The sequence below is a fragment of the Mycobacterium sp. 1164985.4 genome, from assembly GCF_001668575.1.
In the GTDB taxonomy this organism is placed as follows: domain Bacteria; phylum Actinomycetota; class Actinomycetes; order Mycobacteriales; family Mycobacteriaceae; genus Mycobacterium.
Window position 1 is genome coordinate 21,426 of sequence record NZ_LZMD01000062.1, and the last position, 25,359, is coordinate 46,784.

General features: G+C 68.1%; 28 protein-coding genes. 14 read left to right on the forward strand and 14 right to left on the reverse strand.

The window, feature by feature from the left end:
* Positions 1–25 precede the first annotated feature (25 nt).
* The 5 genes from A5650_RS12130 (at position 26) to A5650_RS12150 (ending at position 5,313) form a co-directional block, all read left to right on the forward strand.
* Positions 26–1,318, forward strand: coding sequence for a magnesium transporter MgtE N-terminal domain-containing protein (locus A5650_RS12130; protein WP_067291078.1), 1,293 nt, complete (start codon positions 26–28; stop codon positions 1,316–1,318).
* Positions 1,315–1,863 (forward strand): DUF1003 domain-containing protein, encoded by a 549-nt coding sequence (locus A5650_RS12135; protein WP_067291081.1) that lies wholly within the window; start codon positions 1,315–1,317, stop codon positions 1,861–1,863. Before A5650_RS12130 ends, A5650_RS12135 begins: the two co-directional genes overlap by 4 nt.
* Positions 1,864–1,941: 78 nt before the next feature.
* On the forward strand, positions 1,942–3,438 hold the full coding sequence (locus A5650_RS12140) for a lytic transglycosylase domain-containing protein (protein WP_067291085.1): 1,497 nt from the start codon (positions 1,942–1,944) through the stop codon (positions 3,436–3,438).
* Positions 3,439–3,472: 34 nt separating this feature from the next.
* Positions 3,473–4,615 carry an Mrp/NBP35 family ATP-binding protein gene (locus A5650_RS12145; RefSeq protein ID WP_067291088.1) on the forward strand — a complete coding sequence of 381 codons (1,143 nt, stop codon included), beginning with the start codon at positions 3,473–3,475 and terminating at the stop codon, positions 4,613–4,615.
* A gap of 74 nt (positions 4,616–4,689) precedes the next feature.
* Positions 4,690–5,313 (forward strand): VldE C-terminal domain-containing protein, encoded by a 624-nt coding sequence (locus tag A5650_RS12150; RefSeq protein ID WP_197501855.1) that lies wholly within the window; start codon positions 4,690–4,692, stop codon positions 5,311–5,313.
* Between the two features lie 12 nt (positions 5,314–5,325).
* Here A5650_RS12150 and tatB read toward each other — a convergent pair whose 3' ends face one another.
* The 4 genes from tatB to sigE all read right to left on the reverse strand — a co-directional run bounded on the left by tatB (position 5,326) and on the right by sigE (position 8,550).
* On the reverse strand, positions 5,326–5,730 hold the full coding sequence (gene tatB, locus A5650_RS12155) for a Sec-independent protein translocase protein TatB (protein WP_067291092.1): 405 nt from the start codon (positions 5,728–5,730) through the stop codon (positions 5,326–5,328).
* Positions 5,731–5,732: 2 nt separating this feature from the next.
* The gene (htrA, locus tag A5650_RS12160; protein WP_067291174.1) at positions 5,733–7,220 is read right to left on the reverse strand and encodes a serine protease HtrA; all 1,488 of its coding nucleotides are present in this window, start codon (positions 7,218–7,220) and stop codon (positions 5,733–5,735) included.
* 69 nt (positions 7,221–7,289) lie between these two features.
* Positions 7,290–7,685 (reverse strand): anti-sigma E factor RseA, encoded by a 396-nt coding sequence (rseA, locus tag A5650_RS12165; RefSeq protein ID WP_067291177.1) that lies wholly within the window; start codon positions 7,683–7,685, stop codon positions 7,290–7,292.
* Between the two features lie 76 nt (positions 7,686–7,761).
* Complete coding sequence (sigE, locus tag A5650_RS12170; RefSeq protein ID WP_067291095.1) at positions 7,762–8,550, reverse strand: RNA polymerase sigma factor SigE; 789 nt, start codon at positions 8,548–8,550, stop codon at positions 7,762–7,764.
* A gap of 176 nt (positions 8,551–8,726) precedes the next feature.
* Between sigE and A5650_RS12175 the strand changes: the two genes are divergently transcribed.
* From A5650_RS12175 to A5650_RS12210, 8 genes are all read left to right on the forward strand, one after another.
* Positions 8,727–9,386, forward strand: a complete 660-nt coding sequence (locus A5650_RS12175; RefSeq protein WP_067291098.1) for an O-methyltransferase — start codon at positions 8,727–8,729, stop codon at positions 9,384–9,386.
* Between the two features lie 168 nt (positions 9,387–9,554).
* On the forward strand, positions 9,555–10,250 hold the full coding sequence (locus A5650_RS12180) for a TetR/AcrR family transcriptional regulator (protein WP_067291101.1): 696 nt from the start codon (positions 9,555–9,557) through the stop codon (positions 10,248–10,250).
* Positions 10,213–11,154, forward strand: coding sequence for an ABC transporter ATP-binding protein (locus A5650_RS12185; RefSeq protein ID WP_067291105.1), 942 nt, complete (start codon positions 10,213–10,215; stop codon positions 11,152–11,154). Before A5650_RS12180 ends, A5650_RS12185 begins: the two co-directional genes overlap by 38 nt.
* The gene (locus tag A5650_RS12190) at positions 11,151–12,761 is read left to right on the forward strand and encodes an ABC transporter permease (protein ID WP_067291109.1); all 1,611 of its coding nucleotides are present in this window, start codon (positions 11,151–11,153) and stop codon (positions 12,759–12,761) included. Before A5650_RS12185 ends, A5650_RS12190 begins: the two co-directional genes overlap by 4 nt.
* 15 nt (positions 12,762–12,776) lie before the next feature.
* Positions 12,777–13,451: a methyltransferase family protein gene (locus tag A5650_RS12195; protein ID WP_067291112.1), complete on the forward strand. Its 675-nt coding sequence runs from the start codon at positions 12,777–12,779 to the stop codon at positions 13,449–13,451.
* Positions 13,452–13,466: 15 nt separating this feature from the next.
* Positions 13,467–14,141, forward strand: a complete 675-nt coding sequence (locus tag A5650_RS12200; RefSeq protein ID WP_067291115.1) for a methyltransferase family protein — start codon at positions 13,467–13,469, stop codon at positions 14,139–14,141.
* 124 nt (positions 14,142–14,265) lie between these two features.
* Entirely contained in the window at positions 14,266–15,141 is an 876-nt protein-coding gene (locus A5650_RS12205) for a sigma-70 family RNA polymerase sigma factor (protein ID WP_502687066.1), read from the forward strand.
* Between the two features lie 7 nt (positions 15,142–15,148).
* Positions 15,149–15,736 (forward strand): DUF4126 domain-containing protein, encoded by a 588-nt coding sequence (locus tag A5650_RS12210; RefSeq protein WP_067291118.1) that lies wholly within the window; start codon positions 15,149–15,151, stop codon positions 15,734–15,736.
* Positions 15,737–15,747: 11 nt separating this feature from the next.
* Here A5650_RS12210 and A5650_RS12215 read toward each other — a convergent pair whose 3' ends face one another.
* On the reverse strand, positions 15,748–15,996 hold the full coding sequence (locus tag A5650_RS12215; protein WP_156744108.1) for a hypothetical protein: 249 nt from the start codon (positions 15,994–15,996) through the stop codon (positions 15,748–15,750).
* Between the two features lie 147 nt (positions 15,997–16,143).
* Positions 16,144–17,358, reverse strand: a complete 1,215-nt coding sequence (gene glgC / locus A5650_RS12220; RefSeq protein WP_067081572.1) for a glucose-1-phosphate adenylyltransferase — start codon at positions 17,356–17,358, stop codon at positions 16,144–16,146.
* 111 nt (positions 17,359–17,469) lie between these two features.
* Here glgC and glgA point away from each other — a divergent pair, with 111 nt between their 5' ends.
* Positions 17,470–18,639: a glycogen synthase gene (gene glgA / locus A5650_RS12225; RefSeq protein ID WP_067291120.1), complete on the forward strand. Its 1,170-nt coding sequence runs from the start codon at positions 17,470–17,472 to the stop codon at positions 18,637–18,639.
* Between the two features lie 18 nt (positions 18,640–18,657).
* Here the strand turns inward: glgA and A5650_RS12230 are convergent, their stop codons facing one another.
* The 8 genes from A5650_RS12230 to log all read right to left on the reverse strand — a co-directional run bounded on the left by A5650_RS12230 (position 18,658) and on the right by log (position 25,275).
* Positions 18,658–18,825 (reverse strand): DUF3117 domain-containing protein, encoded by a 168-nt coding sequence (locus A5650_RS12230; RefSeq protein ID WP_005059648.1) that lies wholly within the window; start codon positions 18,823–18,825, stop codon positions 18,658–18,660.
* Positions 18,826–19,004: 179 nt separating this feature from the next.
* Complete coding sequence (locus A5650_RS12235) at positions 19,005–19,844, reverse strand: SAM-dependent methyltransferase (RefSeq protein WP_067291123.1); 840 nt, start codon at positions 19,842–19,844, stop codon at positions 19,005–19,007.
* A gap of 25 nt (positions 19,845–19,869) precedes the next feature.
* The gene (locus tag A5650_RS12240; RefSeq protein ID WP_067291126.1) at positions 19,870–20,484 is read right to left on the reverse strand and encodes a DNA-3-methyladenine glycosylase I; all 615 of its coding nucleotides are present in this window, start codon (positions 20,482–20,484) and stop codon (positions 19,870–19,872) included.
* Positions 20,481–20,840 (reverse strand): DivIVA domain-containing protein, encoded by a 360-nt coding sequence (locus A5650_RS12245; protein WP_067291129.1) that lies wholly within the window; start codon positions 20,838–20,840, stop codon positions 20,481–20,483. The genes A5650_RS12240 and A5650_RS12245 overlap by 4 nt, the downstream gene beginning before the upstream one ends.
* Before the next feature lie 122 nt (positions 20,841–20,962).
* Entirely contained in the window at positions 20,963–21,913 is a 951-nt protein-coding gene (locus A5650_RS12250) for a glucosyl-3-phosphoglycerate synthase (RefSeq protein ID WP_067291133.1), read from the reverse strand.
* On the reverse strand, positions 21,910–22,734 hold the full coding sequence (gene folP, locus A5650_RS12255; protein WP_067291187.1) for a dihydropteroate synthase: 825 nt from the start codon (positions 22,732–22,734) through the stop codon (positions 21,910–21,912). Before folP ends, A5650_RS12250 begins: the two co-directional genes overlap by 4 nt.
* 132 nt (positions 22,735–22,866) lie before the next feature.
* Positions 22,867–24,648: a long-chain-acyl-CoA synthetase FadD6 gene (gene fadD6, locus A5650_RS12260; RefSeq protein ID WP_067291135.1), complete on the reverse strand. Its 1,782-nt coding sequence runs from the start codon at positions 24,646–24,648 to the stop codon at positions 22,867–22,869.
* A 36-nt stretch (positions 24,649–24,684) separates the two neighbouring features.
* Entirely contained in the window at positions 24,685–25,275 is a 591-nt protein-coding gene (log, locus tag A5650_RS12265) for a cytokinin riboside 5'-monophosphate phosphoribohydrolase (RefSeq protein WP_067291137.1), read from the reverse strand.
* Positions 25,276–25,359: the final 84 nt, after the last annotated feature.

The following is a 25,359-nucleotide window of genomic DNA, read 5'->3' on the forward strand; positions in this document are numbered from 1 at the left end:
AACCACACTCTCTACCCTTTGAGTCATGGCGGCGGTCAACAGGGTCTATGCGGCCCGACTCGCGGGATTGGTGGTCTTGGGCCCCGACGGCGAGTCCATCGGCCGTGTCCGGGATGTGGTGGTCAGCATCAGCCTGGTGCGCCAGCAGCCGCGCGTGCTCGGCCTGGTTGTCGAATTGCTCACGCGGCGACGGATTTTCGTGCCGATCCTGCGGGTGACGTCGATCGAGCCCGGCGCCGTGACACTGGCCACCGGTAGTGTGTCGCTGCGCCGGTTCGCCCAGCGTCCCGGCGAGGTGCTGGTGCTCGGGCAGGTGATCGAAACCCGGGTCCGCGTCGACGATCCCGACCTGCCGGAGCTGGCCAACGTCGACGTGATCGTCGTCGACCTCGGGATCGAGCAGACCCGCACGCGGGACTGGATGGTCACCAAGGTCGCCGTGCGTCCGCACCGGCGCCTGGGCAGGCGCGCCAACGTGCACGTGGTCGACTGGCAGAACGTTCACGGCCTCACCCCCTCCGGTCTGGCGATGCCCGATCAGGGCGTCGCGCAGCTGCTCGAGCTTTTCGAGGGCCAGCGCGCCGTGGAAGTCGCCGAGGCCCTGCGAGAACTGCCGACCAAGCGCCGCTACGAGCTGGTCAACGCCCTCGACGTCGAGCGACTGGCCGACGTGCTGCAGGAACTGCCCGACGACGACCAGCTCGATGTGCTCAGGCGGCTGCCCGGCGACCGGGCCGTCGACGTTCTCGAGGCGATGGACCCGGACGACGCGGCCGACCTGCTGGGGTCGATGGCCCCGACCGATGCCGAGCAGTTCCTGCGTCGGATGGATCCCGAGGATTCCGAGGACGTCCGCCGCCTGCTGGCGCACTCGCCTGACACCGCGGGCGGCCTGATGACGTCCGAGCCCGTGGTGCTGGCACCGGACACCACCGTCGCTGAGGCGCTGGCCCGGGTTCGCGACCCCGACCTGACCCCTGCGCTGGCCTCGCTGGTGTTCGTCACCCGCCCCCCGACGGCCACGCCCACCGGTCACTACCTGGGCTGCGTTCATCTTCAGCGCCTCCTGCGAGAGCCACCGGCCGACCTGGTCAGCGGCATCATCGACACCGATCTGCCGAACCTGTCCCCCGCCGACTCGCTGGGCGCGGTGACCCGCTACTTCGCGGCCTACAACCTGGTCTGCGGGCCCGTCGTCGACGAAGAGAACCACCTGCTGGGCGCCGTGTCGGTCGACGACGTGCTCGACCACCTGCTGCCCCACGACTGGCGCGAAACCGAGGAACCCGAACTCACCGGCGCCGAGGGCACCTCATGACCGATCGCAGCCGCCTCGACACTCCGCTGGCCACGCGGCGGTTCTCGTTCAATGTCGACCCCGAGGCGGTCGGGAACTTCAGCGAGCGGATCGCCCGGTTCCTCGGCACCGGCCGCTATCTGGCGTGGCAGACCATCATCGTCATCGTCTGGATCGCGCTGAACCTGTTCGCGGTCGGGCTGCGCTGGGACCCGTATCCGTTCATCCTGCTCAACCTCGCGTTCTCCACCCAGGCGGCCTACGCGGCGCCGCTGATCCTGTTGGCACAGAACCGCCAGGAGAACCGGGACCGCGTGTCGCTGGACGAGGACCGCCGCCGCGCCCTGCAAACAAAGGCCGACACCGAGTACCTGGCGCGCGAACTGGCGGCCTTGCGGCTGGCGATCGGCGAGGTCGTCACCCGTGATTACCTGCGCAGGGAGCTCGACGAGATGCGGGAGATGCTCGCCGCGCTGCAGCCACAGACAGGCGAAACCGGCGACGACGGCGACGGCCGAAGCGAGCAGGGCGAGCGTCGGAGCAAAAAACCGAGTGTGGGCAGCTAACGCATTGCTGTAACGCGGCGATTGTCTAGTGGGTATGGTGACTTGGTTCACAAGCGACTGCGGACCTAGGACGGTTGAGTGCACATAAGGGGAGGAGCCGCCCTCAAGGCCGTGCGGCGTCAAACGGGGCGTCTGCGGCGTATCCCGGGCCCTCGAGTGCAGAAACTGGCATCCGCCAACGGCATGCGCGCCGGCCTCGGCGTCGCGATCATCACCCCGATCATCCTTGCCGGCAGCGTCGGCGCGTCGGCGCCGTCACCGCGCACATCCACCTCGGATGCGGCGGTGACGCCACTGGCCGCGGTCGAACCGTCACCGGGAGCGCGTTCGGGCGCGTCGGTGGTCGCGGTGGCCAAGGAACCCATGGCCTTTCACATCGCCGCCTCGACGGCGTCCGCTCCCCCGCCCGCAGCGGTGGTGAATTCGCCTGGCACACTGGGCATTCCGGCGATGGCCCTGTCGGCGTACCGCAACGCCGAGCGCATCATGGCCTCGGCGTATCCGGGCTGTGGCATCAGCTGGAACCTGCTGGCCGGTATCGGACGCATCGAGTCGATGCACGCCAACGGCGGCGCGACCGACGCCAGCGGCACCGCCATCCGCCCCATCTACGGGCCCGCGCTCGACGGCACTCTGCCCGGCAACGAGGTCATCGTGCAGAGCCGCGTGGCCGACCGGGTCACCTATGCCCGAGCCATGGGCCCGATGCAGTTCCTGCCGGGAACCTGGTCGCGGTACGCCTCCGACGGCGACGGCGACGGCAAGGCCGAGGTGCAGAACCTCTACGACTCGACGCTGGCCGCCGCCCGCTACCTGTGCAGCGGCAACCTCAACCTGCGCGACCCGAACCACGTCATGACGGCGATCCTTCGGTACAACAACTCGGTGGCCTACGCCCGCAACGTGCTGGGTTGGGCCGCGGCCTACGCGACCGGCGTGGTGCCGATGGACCTGCCCCCGATCACCGGATCGGTGCCGACGCTCGATGAAACCGACAACAGCTTGCACCTGACCGACCTGAAGGCGTACCAGGGTCTGGGCCCTGGACTTCCGCTCAACGCGCTCGGGCTGCCGTCCAACGATCCGCTGGCGCTCATGCCGCTGCTCGAACGCGACGCCGTCGCCAGCCAGATGGGCAACATGCCGGGCTTCGCCCCAGGTCAACGACTCGGACCGCTGCCCGGACCTGCACCACAAGGGCCGGCGGCCTCGCCGCAGGCGCCACCCGCGCCGCCGCCGTGGGCCCCGCCGTGGATGCAGCCGCAGCGCCCCGAATGCGCGGTGTTCTGCATTCAGGACAACCCGGCGCCCCCGCTGCAGCCCGCGCTCGGCGGACCGCCGGTCGCCCAGCCGATGCTTCCGTCCGCTCCGGCTCCCCTGGCGCCGCCCGCCCCTGGCGCCGTCGCGCCGGGTCCCGCCCCTGGCGCCGTCCCGCCGGGGCCCGCATCGGTCGGCGCACCCGCTCCGGCCGTCGGCGCGCCCGCCCCCGCTCAGGCACCCGGACCGGAGACCCCGCCGGGACCGGCACCCGGTCCAGCCACCGCGCCGGGTCCGGCGCCCGGACCGGTCGGTTAAAGGCCGCCGTCGAGTCGGCCTAGACTCGACGGTGATGTCTCAATCACCCTCTGACCTGGAAGCCGCGATCCGTCGCGCGCTGGCCAAAGTGATCGACCCCGAACTGCGGCGGCCGATCACCGAGATCGGCATGGTCAAGAACGTCACCGTCGAATCCGGCGGGGCCGTCCACGTCGAGATCTACCTGACCACCGCCGCGTGCCCGAAGAAGACCGAGATCTCCGATCAGGTCAGCCGCGCCGTCGCCGACGTGCCCGGTACCGGCTCCGTGCGGGTCAGCCTCGACGTGATGAACGACGAACAACGCACCGAGCTGCGCAAACAGCTGCGTGGCGACTCGCGCGAACCCGTCATCCCGTTCGCCCAGCCCGGCTCGTTGACCCGCGTCTACGCGGTGGCCTCCGGCAAGGGCGGCGTCGGCAAGTCCAGCGTCACGGTGAACCTCGCGGCGGCCATGGCCGCTCGGGGCATCTCGGTGGGCGTGCTCGACGCCGACATCTACGGCCACTCGGTCCCGCGCATGATGGGCATCACCGACCGGCCCACCCAGGTCGAGTCGATGATCCTGCCGCCGGTCGCCCACGACGTTCGGGTGATCTCGATCGCGATGTTCACCCAGGGCAACACCCCGGTGGTCTGGCGCGGCCCGATGCTGCACCGCGCGCTGCAGCAGTTCCTGGCCGACGTTTACTGGGGCGATCTGGACGTACTGCTGCTCGACCTCCCGCCGGGCACGGGCGACGTCGCGATCTCGGTGGCGCAGCTCATTCCCGGCGCGGAGATCTTAGTGGTGACGACGCCCCAACTGGCGGCCGCCGAGGTGGCCGAGCGAGCCGGCGCGATCGCGCTGCAGACCCGTCAGCGCATCGTCGGCGTGGTGGAGAACATGTCCGGGCTGCAGATGCCCGACGGCACAACCATGCAGATCTTCGGCGAGGGCGGCGGCAAGCAGGTCGCCGAGCGCCTGACGCGTGCGATCGGCGCCGACGTGCCGTTGCTGGGACAGGTTCCGCTCGACCCGGCCCTGGTGTCGGCCGGCGACTCCGGTGTCCCGTTAGTGCTGTCGGCGCCGGACTCGGCGGCGGGTAAGGAGTTGCGCAGCGTCGCCGATGCCCTGTCCAGCCGTAAGCGCGGGCTGGCGGGGATGTCGCTGGGCCTGGATCCGGCCGGTAGATAACGGTCTCGTGTTCGAGGCCGAACTACGTCACACCTGTCCCACATGGCGTTACAGTGCTGTTCGTGGGTAGGGCGATGTTAGCTAACGGGCGGGGCAAGCTGCTGGCCCTCGTCTCCTCGGTCGCGTTGTCTGCCGCCCTGTTCTACGCCCAGTCCGCGAAGGCGCCGGAAGAGCATCCCGCCCCGCCGGTGGCCGCGCGTCAGGACGCGCCCGCAGGTGCGCCGACGCTCAAGATGCCGACCGAAGCGGAGTTGCTCGCAGCGAGCGCTCCGGTTGCCAGCGCGGCGACCCCGTTCGAGTTGCCCGCGGGTCTGGCACCCGAAGGCGGTTTACAGGTCAACACGATTCGGGTGGCCCGCGCGATCAGCGTGTTGTTTCCCGAGATCAAGACGATCGGCGGGTATCGCCAGGACCCGCTGAAGTGGCATCCCAACGGTTTGGCGCTCGACGTGATGATCCCCAACCACAGCAGCGAAGAGGGCATCGCGCTAGGCAACCAGATCGCCGGAATCGCGCTGGCGAACGCGCAGCGCTGGGGCGTCATCCACGTGATCTGGCGGCAGGGCTTCTATCCCGGCGTCGGCGCGCCGAGTTGGACGGCGGACTACGGCAACGAGACGGCTAACCATTTCGACCACGTGCACATCGCCACCAACGGCGGCGGCTACCCGACCGGCGACGAGCACTACTTCATCTAGAGGGGCGCGGCGCTAGGTGGCGTCGGTGTCGAACGGGGTCGTCGCGGGCGATTCCGGTGCAACGGCCGGCGGCGGCTGCGATGTGTTGGCAGGTTTGTCGGCGGGCCGGTCGGCGGACTTCCGGTCGAAATTGCCTGTGAAGAACGAATCGTCGCCGTCGAGCAGATGCTTCGTCAGCGCCGCGCGCGGCGTCATACCGCGCAGCTTGTTGAGCTCGCTGAGCGGCTCGCGCAGGTCGTCGAACTCCGGGCCGAGGTCCTCGCGCAGTTGGCTGGTGACACCGCTGATGTAGTCGCGGGCCTGCCGCAACGCACCAGTCGTCCACCGGATCGCGCCGGGCAGCCGCTCGGGTCCCAGGATCACCAGACCGGCGATCACCAGGATGAGCATCTCGCCCCAGCCGACGTTCGCGAACATGGCTACGTGTTGTCGGGACCCGGGTTGACGGTCAGCGTCACCCGCCGACCATCACGCATCACCTCGATCGGCGCGTCCTGTCCGATCTTGAGCTGACGCACGGCAACGACGAACTCGTCGGCGTCGGCCACGGTCCGGTCGCCGACCTTGACGACGACGTCGTTCTCCAGGATCCCGGCCTTCTCGGCGGGGCTGCCGGCCTTGACGTTGGCCACCTGCGCGCCGGAGGCGACGTCGTTGCTGACCGAGCGAGCGGTCAGGCCCAGCGTCGGGTGGGCGATCTTGCCGTCCTTGATCAGGGACTCGACGACCGATTTGACCTCGTTGATCGGGATCGCGAAGCCCAGTCCGCTGGCGCTGTCGGACAGCGACTTACCCGCGGTGTTGATGCCGATGACGTTGCCGTTCATGTCGATCAAGGGGCCGCCCGAGTTGCCGTGGTTGATCGGCGCGTCGGTCTGCAGCCCGTCGATCACGGTGTCGGTGTCCGATCCGTCACCCGACAGCGGGACCGGGCGGTGCAGTGCGCTGATGATGCCCGCGGTGACGGTGCTGCGCAGGCCGAGCGGGGCGCCGGCGGCGATCACCTCGTCGCCGACGCGCAGCTTGTCCGAGTCGCCCATCTTCGCGACGGTCAGGTTGTCGACGTTGTCGACCTTCAGCACGGCGAGGTCGGTCTTGGGATCGCGCCCCACGAGGTTGGCCGGCACCTCTTTGCCGTCGTTGAAGACGATCTTCATCTTGTACTTGCTCGGATTGTTGGCGGCCTCGGAGATCACGTGGTTGTTGGTCACGATGTAACCGCGGCCGTCGATGACGACGCCGGAGCCCTGCGAACCTTCCTGATCGCTGGTCGCCTCCACCGTCACCACCGAATCGGCAACGGCCGCAGCCACTTTGGCGATCTGGCCCTCGGGCGGCGGACCATCGTCGGAGGTGTTGAGCGTGACCTTCGACGTGGTGAACGCCTCGACCACCTCTGCGGTCTTGCGGCCGACCCAACCACCGGCGAAGCCGATCACCAACGCGATGATCGCCAGCGAAGCCAACGCGACGTAGGAGACCCGACCGCCGAACAGCACGTCGCGCACGCCCAACTTGCCCGTCGGAACGTTCGCCTGGGGGCGCGGCGCCTCGTGGACCGCGGGGCCGCCGAGGGCGACCGGCGCGGACGGATCCCGCCAGGGATCGTCGGCCATGTCGCCGTCCTGCCCGTCGCGCTCGGCCTCGAGCGCGCCCGCGTCGGCGGGATGGCGCTGCAGCGACTCGCCGTTGGCATAGGGCCGGCCGAACGCCTCGGCCAACACCGGATCGGGCGGCTGGTTGGTCGGCGTGAACTCACCCTGCTCGCGGTACTTGTCCAGGCCCACGAACGAGCCTTCGACACCGTCGGGCCTGCCGAACGCGCGTTGCGCCGCCGGATCGACGGGCGGACGCGAGACAGGGCGGGGTTCCAGGCGCTCGCGCCCGGTCTGGTCGAGATTGGTCACCCGGTCATCACCCTCTGTGAAAGCGCCCGCCAACGCCGGCGCGGATCGCTGCTCGTCTTCGCACTTACCCTACCGGCGCTTGCGCCGCGGACGCTGTGTGCCGTCAGCAAACTGCGACTGCTGCGTCTCGACGGGCGGCTCCGGCGGAGAATGGTGTGGGATCTCGGACAATAGGCCCAAAAGTGAGCTCGGCACGGCGACCGGTCGCGATTCCCGCAACGCCGCGCGCGCTTGGCGCTGCGCGTCGACCTCAGCCGCGCACTGCGAACACAGCGACAAATGGTGCGCGGCGCGAAGATGCGGGGTCAGTCGCAGTTCGCCGTCCACGAAAGCGGCGATGGCCTCCGTGGAGAGGTGTTCGGTCGAGCCGAACTGGCGCGGGCCGACCGGTGAGTCGCTCTGGGAGGCGAACTGAGAGGGCAGCCATGAGAAGGCCCGACGGAACAAATGTCCCGGGTCGACCATCGCCCAGCTCCTCTCGCTGCGTGTCACGGCGTCCATTCGAATGTAGCGCGGCGCGCTGTGCGAAAGACGGCGAACGTCAGGCCGTTTTGGCCACGTCGCCGGGCTGACCGGAGGCGGAGGTGCCGCCGTGATTGGCGAGGTAGTCGCGAAGCGCCTGCCTACCGCGGTGGATACGACTGCGCACCGTGCCGAGCTTGACGCCCAGCGTCGCGCCGATCTCCTCGTAGGAGAGTCCCTCGATGTCACACAGGACGACCGCGGCGCGGAACTCCGGGGGCAGCGAGTCGAGCGCGGCCTGCAGGTCGGGGCCCAGCCGCGAGTCATGGAAGATCTGCTCGGGATTGGGATCGGCGGCCGGAACCCGGTCGTAGTCCTCGGGTAGCGCCTCCATGCGGATGCGTCCGCGTCTGCGAACCATGTCGAGGAACAGGTTGGTGGTGATGCGGTGCAACCACCCCTCGAACGTGCCGGGTTGGTAGTTCTGCAGCGATCGGAACACCCGGATGAAGGTCTCCTGGGTCAGGTCCTCGGCGTCGTGCTGATTACCCGACAGGCGGTAGGCCAGCCGGTATACCCGATCGGCGTGCTGGCGCACGAGCTCATCCCACGATGGCATGGTCGATTTATCGCCCGTGGCGTCGAACACCGCGGTGCCGGTCATCTCGTCTGTGGGCTCGACCCATTGCCCGTCCGAAAACTGTTCGAGGTGGGCCATTGAAGTCGGCGCCATCTTGATGGTGGTCGTCACATCCTCCTGGTCGCAGCCGCCATCGATAAGCGGCGGTTCGCTATTGGCCGCAACGCGGAGATCCGCATAGGTATTCCCTGCAAGGTCCCCTGGATGCCAGCGTCCGCCGTTTTCCATGGGACATACGTTCTCCGACCGTTCCGTGCTTGGCATATGAGCAAACTGAGCATTTCCTGAGAAAGCATTTCTACCCATTTCTGACCTGCGCGAACCCAGTGGATTTTCGTCTAGTCCGGCGCTCGAGAACGGGCGTGTCGCGATGCTGACCCCCGCCGGTTGGCTACGCTGCGGGCATGCCGGGCACCGACGACGTCATCGGACCGCACAACCGTGCCGAATCGATCGTGTCGCACGCTGAGCAGTCGATCTCCGAGGACTCGATCGTCGCCGCGGCCCGCGAACGCGCCGTCGACATCGGCGCGGGCGCCGTCACCCCCGCGGTCGGGGCCCTGCTGTGCGTGTTCGCCAAGCTGACGGCGGCCAAGGCAGTCGTGGAGGTCGGCACGGGCGTCGGGGTCAGCGGCCTGTGGCTGCTGTCGGGTATGCGCGAGGACGGCGTGCTGACGACCATCGACCTCGAACCCGAACACCAGCGCCTGGCCAAGCAGGCGTTCAGCGAGGCCGGGATCGGCCCGGGGCGGAGCCGGTTGATCAGCGGTCGCGCCCAGGAGGTGCTGACCCGGCTCGCCGACGAGTCGTACGACCTGGTGTTCATCGACGCCGACCCGGTCGACCAGCCGCAGTTCGTCGCCGAAGGCGTCCGGCTGCTGCGCCCGGGGGGCGCAATCGTGCTGCACCGCGCGGCACTCGGCGGCCGTGCCGGCGACGCCACCGCCAACGACGCCGAGGTTGCCGCCGTGCGCGAGGCCGCCCGGCTGATCGCTGAGGACGAACGGCTGACCCCGGTGCTGATTCCGCTGGGCGACGGCCTGCTCGCCGCTGCGCGCGACTGAACTTCTCCCGGGATTTCTCCCCGCGAGATTTCTTCCCGCGAGCAGACGTAAACCTGCCGCTTTTCGCCGATTTTCAGGCAGTTTCGCGTCTGCTCGCGGTACCTGGTCGACGGCCATCGCGCCGCGCCCTCTTGACCGCTGGCTGAACGCTCGTTTAGCCTACTGAACATGCGTTCAGCATCGAACGATCTGACGGCGGTCGCACGGATCCGCGACGCCGCGATCGAACAGTGGGGCCAACACGGCTTCAACGTCGGCCTTCGGACCGTCGCCGAGGCGGCCGGGGTGTCGGCCGCGCTGGTGATCCATCACTTCGGTTCGAAGGAAGGCCTGCGCAAGGCGTGTGACACCCATGTCGCCGACGTGATCCGCGAAACCAAGACCGAATCGCTGCAGACGCACGACCCCGCCACCTGGCTGTCGCAGATGGCCGAGATCGAGTCGTACGCGCCGCTGATGGCCTACCTCGTGCGCAGCCTGCAGTCGGGCAGCGAGCTGGCCAAGTCGTTCTGGCAGCGGATGATCGACAACGCCGAACAGTACCTGGACGAGGGGGTCCGGTCCGGGCTGCTCAGACCGAGCCGCGACCCACGGGCCAGAGCTCGGTTCCTGGCGATGGCCAGCGGCGGGGGTTTCCTGCTGTATCTGCAGCTGCACGAGTCCGCGGATTTGCGCGTGGCGCTTCACGATTACGCCGAGGAGATGGTTCTTCCCGCGCTCGAGGTCTACACGCAAGGGTTGATGGCCGATTCGACGATGTACGACGCGTTCCTCGCGCAGCGGGAGAAGGGAATTCCGTTCAGCAGCACCCAGAAGGGAGATCGCGATGACGGCTCAGACGGCGGGACCACTGCGGCGAGCTGACCGCCGGGGCGACGAACCAGCAGTCGAAATCCACGGCCTGTCAAAGTCGTTCGGGCGCACTCGAGCGCTCGACGGCCTGGATCTGACCGTCGCGCCTGGCCAGATCACCGGGTTCCTCGGACCGAACGGCGCGGGTAAGTCGACCACCATCCGCGTGTTGCTCGGGCTGTTGCGGGCGGACAACGGCACGGTCCGGCTGCTCGGTGGCGATCCGTGGCGCGACGCGGTGCCGTTGCACCGCCGTATCGCCTACGTGCCGGGCGATGTGACCTTGTGGCCCAACCTAACCGGGCTTCAGGCGATCGACTTCCTGGCCCGACTCCGCGGCAACGGTGTGGACACCTCTCGACGCGATCAACTGATCGAGCGCTTCGAACTCGACCCGCACAAGAAATCGCGCACGTACTCCAAGGGCAACAGGCAGAAGGTCGCGATCATCGCCGCGTTCTCGACCAACGCCGAGCTGTACATACTCGACGAGCCGACGTCGGGACTGGACCCCTTGATGGAACGGGCGTTTCAGCAGTGCGTCGGCGAAGTCGCACAACGCGGCGCCGCGGTGCTGTTGTCCAGCCACATCCTGGCCGAGGTCGAAAAGCTCTGCGACAGCGTCACGATCATCCGCGCCGGCCGAACAGTGCGGGCCGGAGCCCTCGACGAGTTGCGCCACCTGATGCGAACGACCGTGACCGCGCGAACCCGCCAGGACGGCAGGCGTCTTCAGGATGCACCCTTCGTCCACGACTTCGCGATCCGGGACGGCCACTACGTCTTCGCGGTCGACCGCAACGACCTCGACCGGGCGATGGGCCTTCTGAGCGATCTCGGGATTCTGGACCTGACGGTCACCCCGGCCTCGCTGGAAGACATGTTCCTGCGCGAGTACCAAGGGGTCGCGCCATGACGACGATCGTTGCCCCGACGGAATTACGGCGCGGCGCTTCGACCGCGTGGACGGGAACCTTGGAATTGCTGCGCCTTGCGCTGGGCCGCGACAAGGTACGGCTCAGCGTCTGGATCGCGGTGTTGACGTCGCTGATGGCCTACGCGCCCGCCGCAGTGGAACTGGCCTATCCCGAAGAGCTGCAACGGCTGACGCGCGTCGAGCTGCTCAAGACCCCCGCCGGCATGATGATGGGCGGCCCCATGTTCGGCCGGAACGAGACCGATCTCGGCGCGATGATGGCCAACGAGATGATGCTGACGTTGATCGTCGCCGCATCGATTCTCGCGATCCTCACCGTGATTCGGCACACCCGCGCCGAAGAGGAAAGCGGCGCAGCAGAGTTGGTGTTGTCGTCGGTCGTGGGCCGGTACGCCAGAACCGCGGCCGCGCTGATCCTCATCGGTGCCGTCAACGCCGTGCTCGCGGTGACGCTGACGCTGGCGATGGCCGCCAACGGGCTCGACGTCGTCGATGCCGCGGCGATGAGCATCGGTGTGACGGGCGTGGCCATGGTGTTCGGCGCCGTGACCGCCGTGACCGCACAGCTGTGGCGGCAGTCGCGTACGGCGTCCGGCGCCGCGATGGCCGCGCTGGCTGTTGCCGCGGTGGTCCGTGGCGTCGGCGACGTGATCGACAACTCCGGCAGTGCGCTGAGTTGGTTCTCCCCGATCGCGTGGGCCCAGCAGATGCGCGCGTTCGTGGACCTGCGGTGGTGGCCGGTCACGCTGCTGGTCGCGCTCACCGGTGTCCTGATCGTGCTGGCCGCGGTGCTGGAGGGCAGACGCCAGTACGACGACGGCACATTGCCCTCCTCGGGCGAGCGCCCCGACGCCCGTCCCATCACATCCGTTCTGGGGCTGCACCTGACATTGCAGCGCGGCCAGACGATCGGGTGGACCGTCGGGTTGTTCCTCGGTGGCCTGGCGTTCGGGTCGATGACCAAGTCGTTGCTCGACGCGGCCGCGACCAATGAGGTGATCCAGCGTCTGATCGCGCAGCAGGGTGCCGACAGCGCCCAGACCATGATGACGCAGTTCCTTGCGGCCGCGGCGAGCGCGTACGTCGTCGGCGCGGTGCTGCGCGTGTACACCGACGAGGAGCGGGGTCTCGGCGAGGTGGTGCTGGCCGGGTCGGTTTCGCGGTGGCGCTGGCTTCTCACCGCGGTGGGCTCGGCGCTGCTCGGCTCGGTCCTGCTGATGTTCGTCGCCGGTCTCGGCAACGGCCTGGGCGCCGGCGTCACCGTCGGCGACGCCTCGACGGTGGTTCGGCTGACCGTGGCCGGGTTCGCCTACGTGCCCGCCATGGCCGTGATGGCCGGCGTCGCCGCGCTGGCCGTCGCGGTCCGTCGACCCTGGATCGGTTGGCTGGCGGTGACGGCGGTCGTCGTCACGCTCTACCTCGGACCGCTGCTGCGGTTGCCCCGGTGGGTCATCGACCTGTCGCCGGTCAGCCGAACCACGGCGCCGAGCGACTACCCCGTGACCGCGCTCGTCGTCATGGTCGTCGTCGCCGCGGCTCTGACGTGGTTCGCCGGTGCCCTGTACCGCAGGCGCGACGCGATCTGAAGCGATGGGGCGGTCATGAAACTCCTTGTCCAGCTGACACTGTCGACCATCGCGGGTCTCCTCTTCGTCGCCCTGCTGCTGTTCGTGCCCGCGGGCACGCTGAATTACTGGCAGGCGTGGGTATTCCTCGCCATCTTCGCGCTGGCGACCACGGTGCCGAACTTTTATCTCGCGTTGCGGCGGCCCGATGTGCTGAGCCGTCGCATGCGCTCCGGGCCGACCGCCGAACGCAGAACCATGCAGAAATACGTCAGCATCGGCTATCCGCTGCTGTTCGTGGCCATCGCCGTCGTCAGCGCGCTCGACCATCGGTTCGGTTGGTCGACGGTTCCGTTGGCGGTCGTCGTAGTGGGTCAGGTACTGGTCGCCGTCGGGCTGGGCATCGGGATGGCGGTGATCCTGGTCAACAGCTACGCCGCCGCCACGGTGACGGTGCAACCGGATCAACAGTTGGTGTCCAATGGACTCTACGGATTCGTCAGGCACCCAATGTATTTCGGCGTGATGATCATGATGGTTGGGTGTCCGCCGGCGCTCGACTCGCTCTGGGGGCTGGCCCTACTCGTGCCGGGGACGGCAATCTTCGTGCTCCGCATCCTCGACGAGGAGAAGCTACTGCGCGACGAGTTACCTGGATACTCCGAGTACGCCGGCCGGGTTCGTCATCGCCTCGTGCCCTACATCTGGTGAAAGGTGGGTGGTCTCATGAAGCTCCTTCTACAGGCGTTCGCGTCGGCGGTCTTCGGTATCGCCTTCTTCGCGATGCTGCTGTTCGTTCCCGCCGGCACGCTGAACTATTGGCACGCTTGGGTTTTCATCGCCGTCTTCATGGTCGCGACCCTTGTGCCGAGCCTCTACCTCGCGGTGCGCGATCCCGCGGCATTACAGCGACGAATGAAGGCCGGTCCCGGCGCCGAAACCAGAACCTCGGAGAAACTGATCATGAGCGGGATCATCACTGCCGTCGTCGCGGTTCTCGTCATCAGCGCGCTCGACCACCGGTTCGGGTGGTCACACGTGCCGACCGTGCTCGTCGTCGCCGGTGAGATCCTGGTAGCGGTCGGCTTGGTCGCCGCGCAGTGGGTGGTCATCGAGAACTCCTACGCCGCAGCGACGATCACCGTCGAGACCGGCCAGACCGTGGTGACGACGGGGATGTACGGCATCGTGCGGCATCCGATGTATGCCGGCACGCTGGTCATGATGCTCGGCACCCCTCTTGCGCTCGGCTCGTTCTGGGCGCTGATCGCGGTCGTCGCCGCGCTGCCTCTGCTGGCGGCGAGGATCGTCGACGAGGAATCCGTGCTGCGTCAGCAACTGGCGGGCTACCCCGAGTACACGAAGCAGGTGGGCTACCGCCTCCTGCCCTACGTCTGGTGACCATCCGTCACCACGAGAACCGCTCGTAGTGTGGTCATATCCGCCTGCTGTCATATCCGGCCGTCGACATCCGTCGAACAGATGACGGAACAGGGTCGGGCGATATGACGACGGGAGCACCTCGATGATCATGGGCGGCGAACAGCTGACGACATTCGACGAGCATCGCGACCACCTACATGCGGTGGCGTACCGGATGCTCGGCTCGGCGAGCGACGCCGACGACGCGGTGCAGGAGACGTGGCTGCGCATGCGGCGCGCCGACATCACCGCCGTGCGCAACCTCCGCGGCTGGTTGACCACTGTCGTCGCCCGTATCTGCCTGGACATGCTGCGCGCCAGGGCCGCGCGAGCCGAACAACCGCTCGACGATCTCGGTGGAAGCGACGCCCCACCCGCTTCCGGTTTGGACCCCGAGCAGGAGGCCGTCCTGGCCGACTCCGTCGGCGTCGCGCTGCTCGTCGTGTTGCAGACGCTGTCGCCCGACGAGCGGCTCGCGTTCGTCCTGCACGACATGTTCGATCTGCCGTTCGCCGAGATCGCCCCGATCGTCGGTCGGTCGGAGAACACCGCCGCTCAGCTCGCCTCCCGAGCGCGCCGCCGCGTCCGCGGCCAGGACGCCCCGCCGGCCATCGAATTCGTGCGGCAGCGACAGCTCATCGACGCGTTCCTCGCCGCAGCGCGCAACGGTGACTTCGAGGCGCTTCTCGCGCTCTTGCACACCGACGCGGTGCTGCACGTCGACGCCGCCGCGGGCGGGACCGCCACCACCGTTCGCGGTGCGCAGGCCATTGCGGGCAACGCGCAGCGGTTCGCCGCGAACGCCAGGTACGCCGAACCCGCCGTGATCGACGGTGCGCCGGGTGTCGTGGTCGCACCAGCCGGACGACTGCGCCTGGTGCTGCGGTTCACTCTGGCCGACGACAGGATCGCCGGAATCGCGGTCGACGGAGATCCACATCGGTTGAGTCACCTTCGGTTGGCTCTGCTCGGCCGATAATGCGGATGTGGAACTGCTGACCGGCCTCGGCCTGGCCACCGCGGCGGGGCTCAACGCCTACATCCCGCTGCTCGCGCTCGGCCTGCTGTCGCGGTTCACCGACCTCATCAGCCTGCCCGCCGGCTGGACGTGGCTGGAGAACGGGTGGGTCATGGCGATCGTGGCGGCGCTGCTCGTCGTCGAAATGGTCGCCGACAAGGTGCCCGCCCTGGACAGCGTCAACGACGCCGTCCAGACGTTCGTGCGGCCCACTGCGGGCGGCATCGTGTTCGGTTCCGGCACCGCCGCTCAGACATCGGCGGTCACCGATCCCGGCGCGTTCGCCCAATCCGGACAGTGGATCCCGGTGGTCATCGGCGTCGTCGTCGCATTGGTGGTGTCGCTGACCAAATCGACGGTTCGGCCGGCCGCCAACGTCGCCACCGCCGGGGTGGCTGCACCGGTGCTGAGCACCGTCGAGGACGGGGTCAGCGCGGGGCTGGTCTTCGTCGCGATCCTTCTGCCGGCGCTGGTGCTGGTGGCCATCGCCGCCATGGCGTGGCTGGCGTTCCGGATTGTTCGGCGACGCCGCCGCCGCAACGCCGCACCGGGCTGACCCCGGGCGCGTTACGTGAGGGTGGTGACGTAATGCCCGCCGGAGTAGTAGTCGATGTTCAGCTTGCCGCTGGCGTCCTTGTAGCCGCAGGTGGACACCGTCCCAGTCTTGTTATACGTCCCTCCGGCGGCCTTGCATTCGCTCTTGATCGTCTGGTCCGACAGCTTCTCCGCGTGGGCGGCCGGAGCGGTCGCGGCCATCAGCGCGCCGACGGTCATGACGCCGGCGGCGACGGCGGCCGTGATGCTGGTGCGTTTCATCATGCCTCCTGTGTTCGTGGCCTCCTCGGCCGCTTCTGGTCGAACCAGCATGAGACACAGAGGCTTTTGGACATAACGGGGCGAGCACCCCATCGTCGATCGCGGGTGGGGGCCTGCGAAACGGACCGCGATTAGGGGGTTAGGGGTTCAGATCCAGACGCCCTTGCCGACGGCCACCACTCCCCCGGCGCTGATCGCGAACCGTTCGCGGTCCTTGTCGAGATCGACCCCGACCATCTCCCCCGGCCCTACGACCACGTTCTTGTCCAGGATGGCGTGGCGCACCACCGCGCCGCGGCCGATGCGGGCGCCGGGCATGATCACGCTGCCCTCGACGATCGCGCCGTCGTCGACGACGACGTTCGACGACAACACCGAATTGCGTACGGACGCCGCCGAAATGATGCTGCCCGCGCCGACCACCGATTCCTGCGCCGATCCGCCGTTCACGAATTTGGCAGGCGCCAGCATCTCCGCCTCACCGCGGATGGGCCAGCGCTTGTTGTAGAGGTTGAACACCGGGTGCACCGACACCAGGTCCATGTGCGCGTCGTAGAACGCGTCGAGGGTTCCCACGTCGCGCCAGTAGCCGTGATCGCGTTCGGTCGCGCCCGGTACCTCGTTGTTGCTGAAGTCGTACACCGCGGCCATGCCGTCGTCGACGAGCCGCGGAATGATGTCGCCGCCCATGTCGTGATCGGAGTGGTCGTCGTCGGCGTCCGCGCGGATCGCGTCGATCAGCACCTTCGTCGTGAAGATGTAGTTGCCCATCGACACGAACGCCTCGTCGGGATTGTCCGGGGTCCCCGGCGGATCGGCCGGCTTCTCGACAAAGCTGCGGATGCGGCCGGACTCGTCGGCGTCGATGACGCCGAATGCGGTGGCCTCCGCACGCGGCACCCGGATGCCTGCGACCGTGGCGCCGGCGCCGCTCTCGATGTGGAACTGGACCATCTGCTCGGGGTCCATGCGGTAGACGTGGTCGGCGCCGAACACGACGATGTAGTCGGGATCCTCGTCGTAGATCAGGTTCAGTGATTGGTAGATCGCGTCCGCTGAGCCGGTGTACCAGCGCGGGCCCAGCCGCTGCTGTGCGGGCACGGGCGTGATGTATTCACCGGCAAGACCGGACAGCCGCCAGTTCTGGGAGATATGGCGGTCGAGCGAGTGCGACTTGTATTGCGTCAGCACGCAAATCCGCAGATACCGCGCGTTGACCAGATTCGACAAGACGAAGTCGATGAGACGGTAAGCGCCGCCGAAGGGAACGGCGGGCTTGGCTCGATCCGCGGTCAACGGGTAGAGCCGCTTGCCCTCCCCGCCGGCCAGGACGATGCCCAGCACGTGTGGCAGTTCCCTCATGACACAAACCTATCGGCAGCCGCTGTCCGGGGCTAGGCATTGGTGCCCCGAGTCCGGCGCGAAACCCATCCGCACCTGCGGTGGCTTGCCCCCGGAACTAGGGTCGAAATCATGCGGGTGGCGATGATGACTCGGGAGTATCCACCCGAGGTTTACGGCGGGGCGGGAGTGCACGTCACCGAACTGGTCGCTCAGCTGCGCCACCTGTGCGAGGTCGACGTGCACTGCATGGGCACTCCGCGCGCCGACGCGATCGTCGCCCAACCCGATCCGGCGCTGCTCGGCGCCAACGCCGCGCTGTCGATGCTGTCGGCGGACCTCAACATGGTCAACGCCGCGGCGCGGGCCGACGTGGCGCACTCGCACACCTGGTACACCGGGCTCGCCGGTCACCTCGCCGCGTTGCTCTACGGCGTGCCCCATGTGCTGACCGCGCACTCGCTGGAGCCGATGCGGCCCTGGAAGGCCGAACAGCTCGGCGGAGGGTACCGCGTGTCGTCGTGGGTGGAGAAGACGGCGGTCGAGGCCGCAGACGCCGTCATCGCGGTCAGTTCCGGTATGCGCGAGGACGTCTTGCGGACCTATCCCGCGCTGGACCCGAACCGGGTCCACGTGGTGCGCAACGGGATCGACACCGACGTCTGGTACCCCGCCGCCCCCGAGCCGGGCGAATCGGTGCTGGCCGAACTCGGCGTCGACCTGTCCCGGCCCATGGTGGCGTTCGTCGGCCGGATCACCCGGCAGAAGGGCGTCGCGCATCTGATCGCCGCCGCCCACGACTTCGCCCCCGATGTGCAGTTGGTGCTGTGCGCGGGAGCGCCGGACACCCCAGAGATCGCGGCCGAAGTGACCGAGGCGGTTCAGCAACTGTCGCAGGCCCGCACCGGGGTGTTCTGGGTCCGCGAGATGCTTCCAATCGTCAAGATCCGCGAAATACTCTCGGCGGCAACGGTATTCGTATGCCCGTCGGTGTACGAGCCGCTGGGCATCGTGAACCTCGAGGCGATGGCGTGCGCGACGGCCGTGGTGGCCTCCGACGTCGGCGGCATTCCGGAGGTCGTGGCTGACGGGCACACCGGGCGGCTGGTGCACTACGACGCGCAGGACGCGGCGGGTTATGAGAGTCGGTTGGCCACGACGGTCAACGAGCTGGTCGCCGACCCCGAGAAGGCCCGACGGTTCGGCGAGGCCGGGCGACAGCGGTGCATCCAAGAGTTCTCCTGGGCGCACATCGCCGATCAGACCTTGGAGATCTACCGGAAAGTGGGAGCTCCCGCGTAGCCGGGCACACCCGAACCGTCAGCTCGTGACGTTCTTCAGTTCGTCCCCGAGCGCGGCTGCCTCGTCAGGGGTCAGCTCGACGACAAGTCGCCCGCCGCCTTCCAGTGGTACCCGCATCACGATGCCGCGCCCCTCCTTGGTTGCTTCCAGTGGACCGTCGCCGGTCCGGGGCTTCATCGCCGCCATCGAGTGCTCCCTCCACATGAGCCGGCCCATTCGCGGGCTCGGTCGGGGCCGAGACTGCCCACTCGTTTGACAGTTCCCGGCACTGAACTGCTACTGAACGCCTCTATTGTTCCCTATCGGCGCCGTTCGGTGTGCAAAGACCCGGCTAAGGGGGTTTTCTGCGTCGGCTAGGCGGGTGCCTAGGCGCCGCCTTTGACCGCCTCGACGAAGTACCCGCGCGGCACTCCTTCGGCGTCGCTCGGCGCGGGCGGTGTCGGCCACCGGCCCCAGGCATAGCCCGGTTCGGCGACGTCGGTGACGACGGCGGTCCACCCGTGGGCCTCCGCCAGCTCGCCGGGGTCATCGGTACCGAACAGCCAGGGTGACCCTTGTTCGGCCATCGACTGCAGTAGCCCCGCCATCGCGTCGGACTCGAGCAGCGCCTTTCCGACGGCGTCGTAGAGCAGCACCGAGCCGGGTGCCGACAGCGCGTCGACGGTGCGGAACAGCTCGCGAACCGTCGGTTCGTCGAGGTACTGCAGAAGGCCCTCGATCAACCAGATCGTCGGGCTCGCGGCGTCGTGTCCGGACGTCGTCAGTGCCGGTGCCCAGTCACCCGCGAGGTCTGTGCCGATCGCGACGCGGTGGGCGCGAGGCTGCTCACCTTCCAGTCGCTCGTCCTTCGCGGCGATCACGCCGGGTTGGTCCAGCTCGTAGACGGCGGTATCCGACGGCCACGGCAAGCGGTAACTCCTGGCGTCGAGGCCGGCCGCGACGAGGACCACCTGTTTGGCCGTCGCCGCCGCGCGCAGCAGCGCCTCGTCGAAGAAGCGGGTGCGCACCACGATCTCCAGCGTCGCCTCTTCTCCCGCCTCGGCGATCATGCCCGCCAGCATCTGCATGCCCGCGTCACCCGCGAGCCGCCTCGCGAAAGGATCGTCGAACAGCGGCTCTTCGCGCGTGGATTCGTGGGCCCGGATCGCCGCCACCAATATGCCTGTGGAGGCCACCGGGGTCGTGTTGTCGAAGTTCGTATTCATTTCTCGAAGTTCGTATCCGTAGTCCTCACCGCCGCGGTCGCGGTACCCAGCAGTCTGCGGTGTGATCGTCGACCATCCCGGTCGCCTGCATCAAGGCGTACGCCGTCGTCGGCCCGACGAAGCGGAAGCCGCGACGCTTGAGTTCCTTGGCCATCGCGGTCGACTCGGGCGTTACAGCCGGGACGTTGGCGAAGGTGGCCGGCCGCGGTCGGGGCGGCGGCGCGAAGGACCACAGCAGTTCGGCGAAATCGGTGCCGCCGTCCCGAAGGTCGGCGACCGCACGGGCGTTGGCGATGGTGGCCTCGATCTTGGCGCGGTTGCGCACGATCCCGGTGTCGGCCAACAACCGCGCGATGTCGCGTTCGGTATAGCGGGCCACTCGGTCGACGTCGAAGCCGTGGAAAGCGCGGCGGAAGTTCTCCCGCTTGCGCAGGATGACCAGCCACGACAGCCCGCTCTGGAAGGCTTCGAGGCTCACCCGTTCGAACAGGCCGAGCGAGTCGCGCAGCGGCCGACCCCATTCGGTGTCGTGATAGTCGCGGTACAGCAGGAAATCGGCTGGCGACAAACGAGATTCGTCGATCCAGGCGCAGCGGACGCGGCCGTCGGGTTCGACGGTGGGTTTCACCGCGGCGGTCATGACTCGTCGCCGTTCTCCGACTGAAGGGCGTGGGCGCCGCCCTCGATGTGTTCGTCGTCCTCGATTCCGTGCGCCGCGCGCAGGGTGGCGAGCTGACCGCGGAGCGAGTCGAGTTCCTGGCCCAGCCGGTCGAGCACCCAGTCGACTTCGCTGGTCTTGTAGCCGCGCAACGTCTGGGTGAACTTGACGGCGTCGACGTCGGCGCTCGTCACACCGGAGGCGGGTAGCACCGTCGCGGTGGTGTCTCGCGGCAGCGGCGGCAGCGGCTCACCGCGGCCGAACACCGCGCTGCCCACGGCGAACAGCACGACGGCGATCAGAACCAGCACGACCAGATACAGCAGAACCAGGCTCACGGGTTCGATACTGCCTCAGGGTCCTGACATCCGGCGATCGAGCGGGGTCGCCGAGCGCACGCGTGTGTACACGAATCGCGAGAAAGTCCGCCAACAACCGTGCACTCGGCGCACAGAACAGCTCAGCCGCGCGGGCGCAGCGTCACCATCGGGGGGCGATCGGCCAGCGAGACCGACGACGTCCGCGGCGTGTAACCCTCGCCGTCGGAGAAGAACTGCGTCAACCCGACCCCGGAATCCGGCACCCCGCACCGCGTCAACAGCGTCGCGATGACCTGACGGCTCATCGTGGCGAGCTCGGTCAGCGGCCGGTTGCGGTGTGTGCGGACACCGAGGTTGACCTGGGCGATCCCGTCGAGCCCCAGGCGGTCGTAGGCATCGATCAGCAGCCCGATCTCGACGCCGTAGCCCGGCGCGAACGGCACAGCTGTCAACAGCTCGCGGGTGCCGGCGTACTCACCGCCCAGCGGTTGCAGGATGCAGCTCAGCTCGGGCCGCAGTGACGCGAGCAGCGGCCGGGCGACCAGCTCGGTCACGCGCCCGCCACCGTTGGCGTCTTCACTGCCGCTGACCTTCAGCGGCCTGCGGTAGAAGCCCTTGACCAGGTGCACGCCGTCGGTGGTCAGCAGGGGACCGACCAGCTTGGGCACGAACATCGGGTCGGGGTCGATCAGATCCGAGTCGACGAAAACGATGACGTCGCCGGTGGTGGCGGCCAGTGAGCGCCACAGCACCTCGCCCTTGCCGGGTTGCGGAGTCACCTCCGGCAGCGCGGCCTCGCGGCTGATCACCCGCGCGCCCGCGGCCAGGGCCCGGATCTCGGTGTCGTCGGTCGAGCCGGAGTCCAGCACGATGAGCTCGTCGACCAGCCCGCCGAGCAGCGGAGTGATGGTTTCGACGACGCTGCCCACGGTCTCTTCCTCGTTGAGCGCGGGCAGGACGACCGAGACGGTGCGGCCGCGTTTGGCCGCCTCCAGTTCGGCGACCGTCCAGGTGGGCCGGTTCCAACTGTGGTCGCTGAGCCACCGAGAGGTGACGACGTCAGTAGCGGGAAGTTCGGGTGTGAGTGTCATGCCAGTCCCCTCACCGTGCGCGTCGGCGGCCGTCCGCCCTGGATCGACGCGACCATCTCCAGTACGCGTCGTGTGGGCCCGACCTCGTGCACACGGAACATCGCGGCCCCGTCTGCGGCCGCCAAGGCGGTGGCTGCCAGGGTGCCCTCCAGGCGTTCGGTCAGACCCACACCCAAAGTCTCCCCGACGAAATCCTTGTTGCTCAGCGCCATGAGGACCGGCCATCCAGTGTTTACAAGCTCTTTTACATGGCGCAACAAAGTAAGACCGTGGTAAGTGTTCTTGCCGAAATCGTGCGTCGGATCGATCAACACGGCGTCGCGGGCCACCCCCGCTGCGACGGCCCGTTCGGCCGCCGCGGTCACTTCGGCGATCACGTCGTCGACGACGCCGCGTTCGGTGATGCCGTAGTTGACCCGGAACGGCCTGGTCCTGGGCTGGGCGCCGCCGGTGTGCGAGCACACCAGCCCGGCGCCGAACTCCGCGGCCACCTCGGGCAAGGCCGGATCGTGGCCCGCCCAGGTGTCGTTGATCAGGTCGGCGCCCGCCGCGCATGCTTGCTTGGCGACCGTCGAGCGCCAGGTGTCGACGCTGATCAGCTGGTCGGGATAGGTGCCGCGGAGCCACTCGATGAACGGGACGACGCGCGCGATCTCCTCGTCGACGTCGACGGTGTTGCCGGGGCCCGCCTTCACCCCGCCCACGTCGACGACGTCGGCGCCCTCCTCGATCACCCGGTGCGCCGCCGCCTTGGCGGCCTCGTCGGTGAACGCGGCGCCGCGGTCGTAGAACGAGTCCGGGGTTCGGTTGACAATCGCCATGATCAGCGCGCGATCGGCGGCGACGGGCCGGCCCAGGAATCGGCCGCGGTGGGTTGTCACGCCTTCCAGGCTACGGCCGTGCGATTCGTGCGTGATCCCGATCGGTCAGCGAACGTTTTCACGCACAAATCGCTAATTCTTGGGCCGCTTGCCCGCCTTCACTTCCTCGGGGTACTCGTCGTAGAACTCGACGTAGCCCTCGTCGCGGCCCGCGAGAACGTAAATCGGGTCCTCGATCTCCTCGGCGTCGAAGCCCTGCTTGCGCAGATCGACCTTCTGGCTCTTGAACGTCGACGTCTGCGCGAGCTCGTCGACCACCCGAATGAACAACGGCACCGCGTATCCGGGCAACTTGTCGTACAGCGTCGCCGCCAGCGACTTGCCGTCGAAGTCGGTGCCGTCGTTCAGCTTGACCGCCGCCATGCCAGCCCGTCCGCCGGCGCCTTCGACCTCGACACCGTAGACGGTGCACTCGTCGACGCTCGGGTCGATCGACAGGGCCGCCTCCACCTCGGTGGTGGCGACGTTCTCGCCCTTCCACCGGAACGTGTCACCGAGCCGGTCGACGAACGCCGCGTGGCCGAAGCCCTGCGAGCGCATCAAGTCGCCGGTGTTGAACCACACGTCGCCCTCCTTGAAGGCGCCGCGCACCAGCTTCTTCTCTGATTCCTCGTCGTCGGTGTAGCCGTCGAACGGCTGGAAGCTGCTCACCTTGGACAGCAGCAGGCCCGGTTCGCCGTTGCGGACCTTCTTGACCCGGCCCTTGTCGTCACGCAGCGGCTCACCGCTGTCCTGGTCGTACTCGACGAAGGCGACCGGAGACGGGCAGATGCCGGTGGTCTTGTCCAGGTTGAAGAAGTTGACGAACGCGGTGTTGCCCTCGCTGGCGGCATAGAACTCGCAGACCCGGTCGATGCCGAAGCGTTTGGTGAAGTCGTCCCAGATCGCCGGTCGCAGGCCGTTGCCGCCGATCACCCGCACCTTGTGCTTGCGGTCGGTGTCCTTCTCGGGCTGGTTGAGCAGGTACGTACAGATCTCGCCGATGTAGACGAACGCGGTCGCGTCGTAGCGGATCACCTCGTCCCAGAACTTCGACGCCGAGAACGACTTCCCGATGGCCAGCGTCGCGCCGGCGTTCAGCACCGACGACATCGCGACCGTCAGCGCGTTGTTGTGATACAGCGGCAGGCAGCAGTACAGCGTGTCCTTGCTGTTCAACCGCATTCCTAGGCCGCCGAACCCGGCGAGTGCCCGCAGCCAGCGGTAGTGCGTCATCACGCTGGCCTTCGGCATACCGGTGGTGCCCGACGTGAAGATGTAGAAGGCCTTGTCCTTGGCCAGCACGGCCGCGGTGGTCGCGGGATTGCCGGTCGGCGCCGTGGCGGCCAGACGCTTCAACTCGTCAATGGTGACCAGGCCGTCGGTGTCGGCCCCGGACTCGGTGATCGGTTCGACGAAGTCGGTGTCGGCGACGACAGCCTTGGCGCCCAGCAGCCCGAGGCTGTGCTCGAGCACGTCACCGCGCTGGTGGTAGTTCAGCATTCCGGCGATCGCGCCGCACTTGACCGCCGCCAGCATCAGCAGGACCGGCTCGGCCGAGTTGCGCAGCATGATGCCGACGACATCGCCGTGCCCGACGCCGCGGGCGGCGAGAACGGCGGCGTACCGGTTGACGCTCTCGTTGGCTTCGCGGTAGGTGACCTCATCGTCGCCGAACCGCAGGAAGACCTTGTCGCCGTAGCGGGCGGCGCGCTCCTGGAAGACCTTGCCGATCGATGTCTTGGCCGAGGGTCGGGCACTGAACCCGGTAACCACGCCGCTGACTATCGTCGGCACGTCCGCGATCAGTCCCGGCACGCGGGCGGCGATGTCCAATATCCCGACGCTGCTGCGAGTCCCCGACTTCTCGGTCATGCGCGTTCGTCCCTCCCTGTTCGTTTGTCGCACACCCTAGTGACCGTGCTCTTGGCGCGGCGCGCACGCCGCCAGGGCCGACTCGACATCGGCGACGACGTCCAATCGGTCCAGCGCGCCCTGCGCGACGTATCCGCTGTCGCGCAGTTCGTGCAACCAGGCCAAGAGGCCGTCGTAGTGCCCGATGGGGTCGAGCAGCACGACCGGCTTGTCATGCATACCCAAATAGCCCGCTGTCCAGGCTTCGAAGAACTCCTCGAGAGTGCCGATCCCGCCCGGTAGGGCGATGAACGCGTCGGCCCGTCCCTCCATCACCTCCTTGCGCTGACGCATCGTGTCGGTGACGACGAGCTCGTCGGCATCGACGTCGGCGACCTCGCGGTGCACCAGTGCCTTCGGGATGACGCCCACGGTGTGCCCACCGCGGGACCTGGCCGCGGTGGCCAGCGCGCCCATCGCCGATACGTTGCCGCCGCCGGAGACCAGGCTCCAGTTCCGCTCCGCGATCGCGTGTCCGACATCTTCGGCCAGCGCGATGAGCTCGGGGTGTGTGGGGCCTGATGCGCAGTAGACGCAGACCGCCCACTGACGGTGCGACTCGCGTGGGGGGGTGGGTTCTCCGGACACGAGGTCAACCTAGCGGCACGACGATCAAGCGGCCCCTGGGCCGCGTTGAGGAGTGTGGCGATCGATTTAGCCATAGACTCCGGC

Bases quoted from the DNA above. Each gene is read 5' to 3' on its own strand.
- A5650_RS12130 (WP_067291078.1), top strand. From the start codon at position 26: ATGGCGGCGGTCAACAGGGTCTATGCGGCCCGACTCGCGGGATTGGTG.
- A5650_RS12135 (WP_067291081.1), top strand. From the start codon at position 1,315: ATGACCGATCGCAGCCGCCTCGACACTCCGCTGGCCACGCGGCGGTTC.
- A5650_RS12145 (WP_067291088.1), top strand. From the start codon at position 3,473: ATGTCTCAATCACCCTCTGACCTGGAAGCCGCGATCCGTCGCGCGCTG.
- A5650_RS12150 (WP_197501855.1), top strand. From the start codon at position 4,690: ATGTTAGCTAACGGGCGGGGCAAGCTGCTGGCCCTCGTCTCCTCGGTC.
- tatB (WP_067291092.1), bottom strand. From the start codon at position 5,730: ATGTTCGCGAACGTCGGCTGGGGCGAGATGCTCATCCTGGTGATCGCC.
- rseA (WP_067291177.1), bottom strand. From the start codon at position 7,685: ATGGTCGACCCGGGACATTTGTTCCGTCGGGCCTTCTCATGGCTGCCC.
- sigE (WP_067291095.1), bottom strand. From the start codon at position 8,550: ATGGAAAACGGCGGACGCTGGCATCCAGGGGACCTTGCAGGGAATACC.
- A5650_RS12175 (WP_067291098.1), top strand. From the start codon at position 8,727: ATGCCGGGCACCGACGACGTCATCGGACCGCACAACCGTGCCGAATCG.
- A5650_RS12180 (WP_067291101.1), top strand. From the start codon at position 9,555: ATGCGTTCAGCATCGAACGATCTGACGGCGGTCGCACGGATCCGCGAC.
- A5650_RS12185 (WP_067291105.1), top strand. From the start codon at position 10,213: ATGACGGCTCAGACGGCGGGACCACTGCGGCGAGCTGACCGCCGGGGC.
- A5650_RS12190 (WP_067291109.1), top strand. From the start codon at position 11,151: ATGACGACGATCGTTGCCCCGACGGAATTACGGCGCGGCGCTTCGACC.
- A5650_RS12195 (WP_067291112.1), top strand. From the start codon at position 12,777: ATGAAACTCCTTGTCCAGCTGACACTGTCGACCATCGCGGGTCTCCTC.
- A5650_RS12200 (WP_067291115.1), top strand. From the start codon at position 13,467: ATGAAGCTCCTTCTACAGGCGTTCGCGTCGGCGGTCTTCGGTATCGCC.
- A5650_RS12205 (WP_502687066.1), top strand. From the start codon at position 14,266: ATGATCATGGGCGGCGAACAGCTGACGACATTCGACGAGCATCGCGAC.
- A5650_RS12215 (WP_156744108.1), bottom strand. From the start codon at position 15,996: ATGAAACGCACCAGCATCACGGCCGCCGTCGCCGCCGGCGTCATGACC.
- glgC (WP_067081572.1), bottom strand. From the start codon at position 17,358: ATGAGGGAACTGCCACACGTGCTGGGCATCGTCCTGGCCGGCGGGGAG.
- glgA (WP_067291120.1), top strand. From the start codon at position 17,470: ATGCGGGTGGCGATGATGACTCGGGAGTATCCACCCGAGGTTTACGGC.
- A5650_RS12230 (WP_005059648.1), bottom strand. From the start codon at position 18,825: ATGGCGGCGATGAAGCCCCGGACCGGCGACGGTCCACTGGAAGCAACC.
- A5650_RS12235 (WP_067291123.1), bottom strand. From the start codon at position 19,844: ATGAATACGAACTTCGACAACACGACCCCGGTGGCCTCCACAGGCATA.
- A5650_RS12240 (WP_067291126.1), bottom strand. From the start codon at position 20,484: ATGACCGCCGCGGTGAAACCCACCGTCGAACCCGACGGCCGCGTCCGC.
- A5650_RS12250 (WP_067291133.1), bottom strand. From the start codon at position 21,913: ATGACACTCACACCCGAACTTCCCGCTACTGACGTCGTCACCTCTCGG.
- folP (WP_067291187.1), bottom strand. From the start codon at position 22,734: ATGGCGATTGTCAACCGAACCCCGGACTCGTTCTACGACCGCGGCGCC.
- fadD6 (WP_067291135.1), bottom strand. From the start codon at position 24,648: ATGACCGAGAAGTCGGGGACTCGCAGCAGCGTCGGGATATTGGACATC.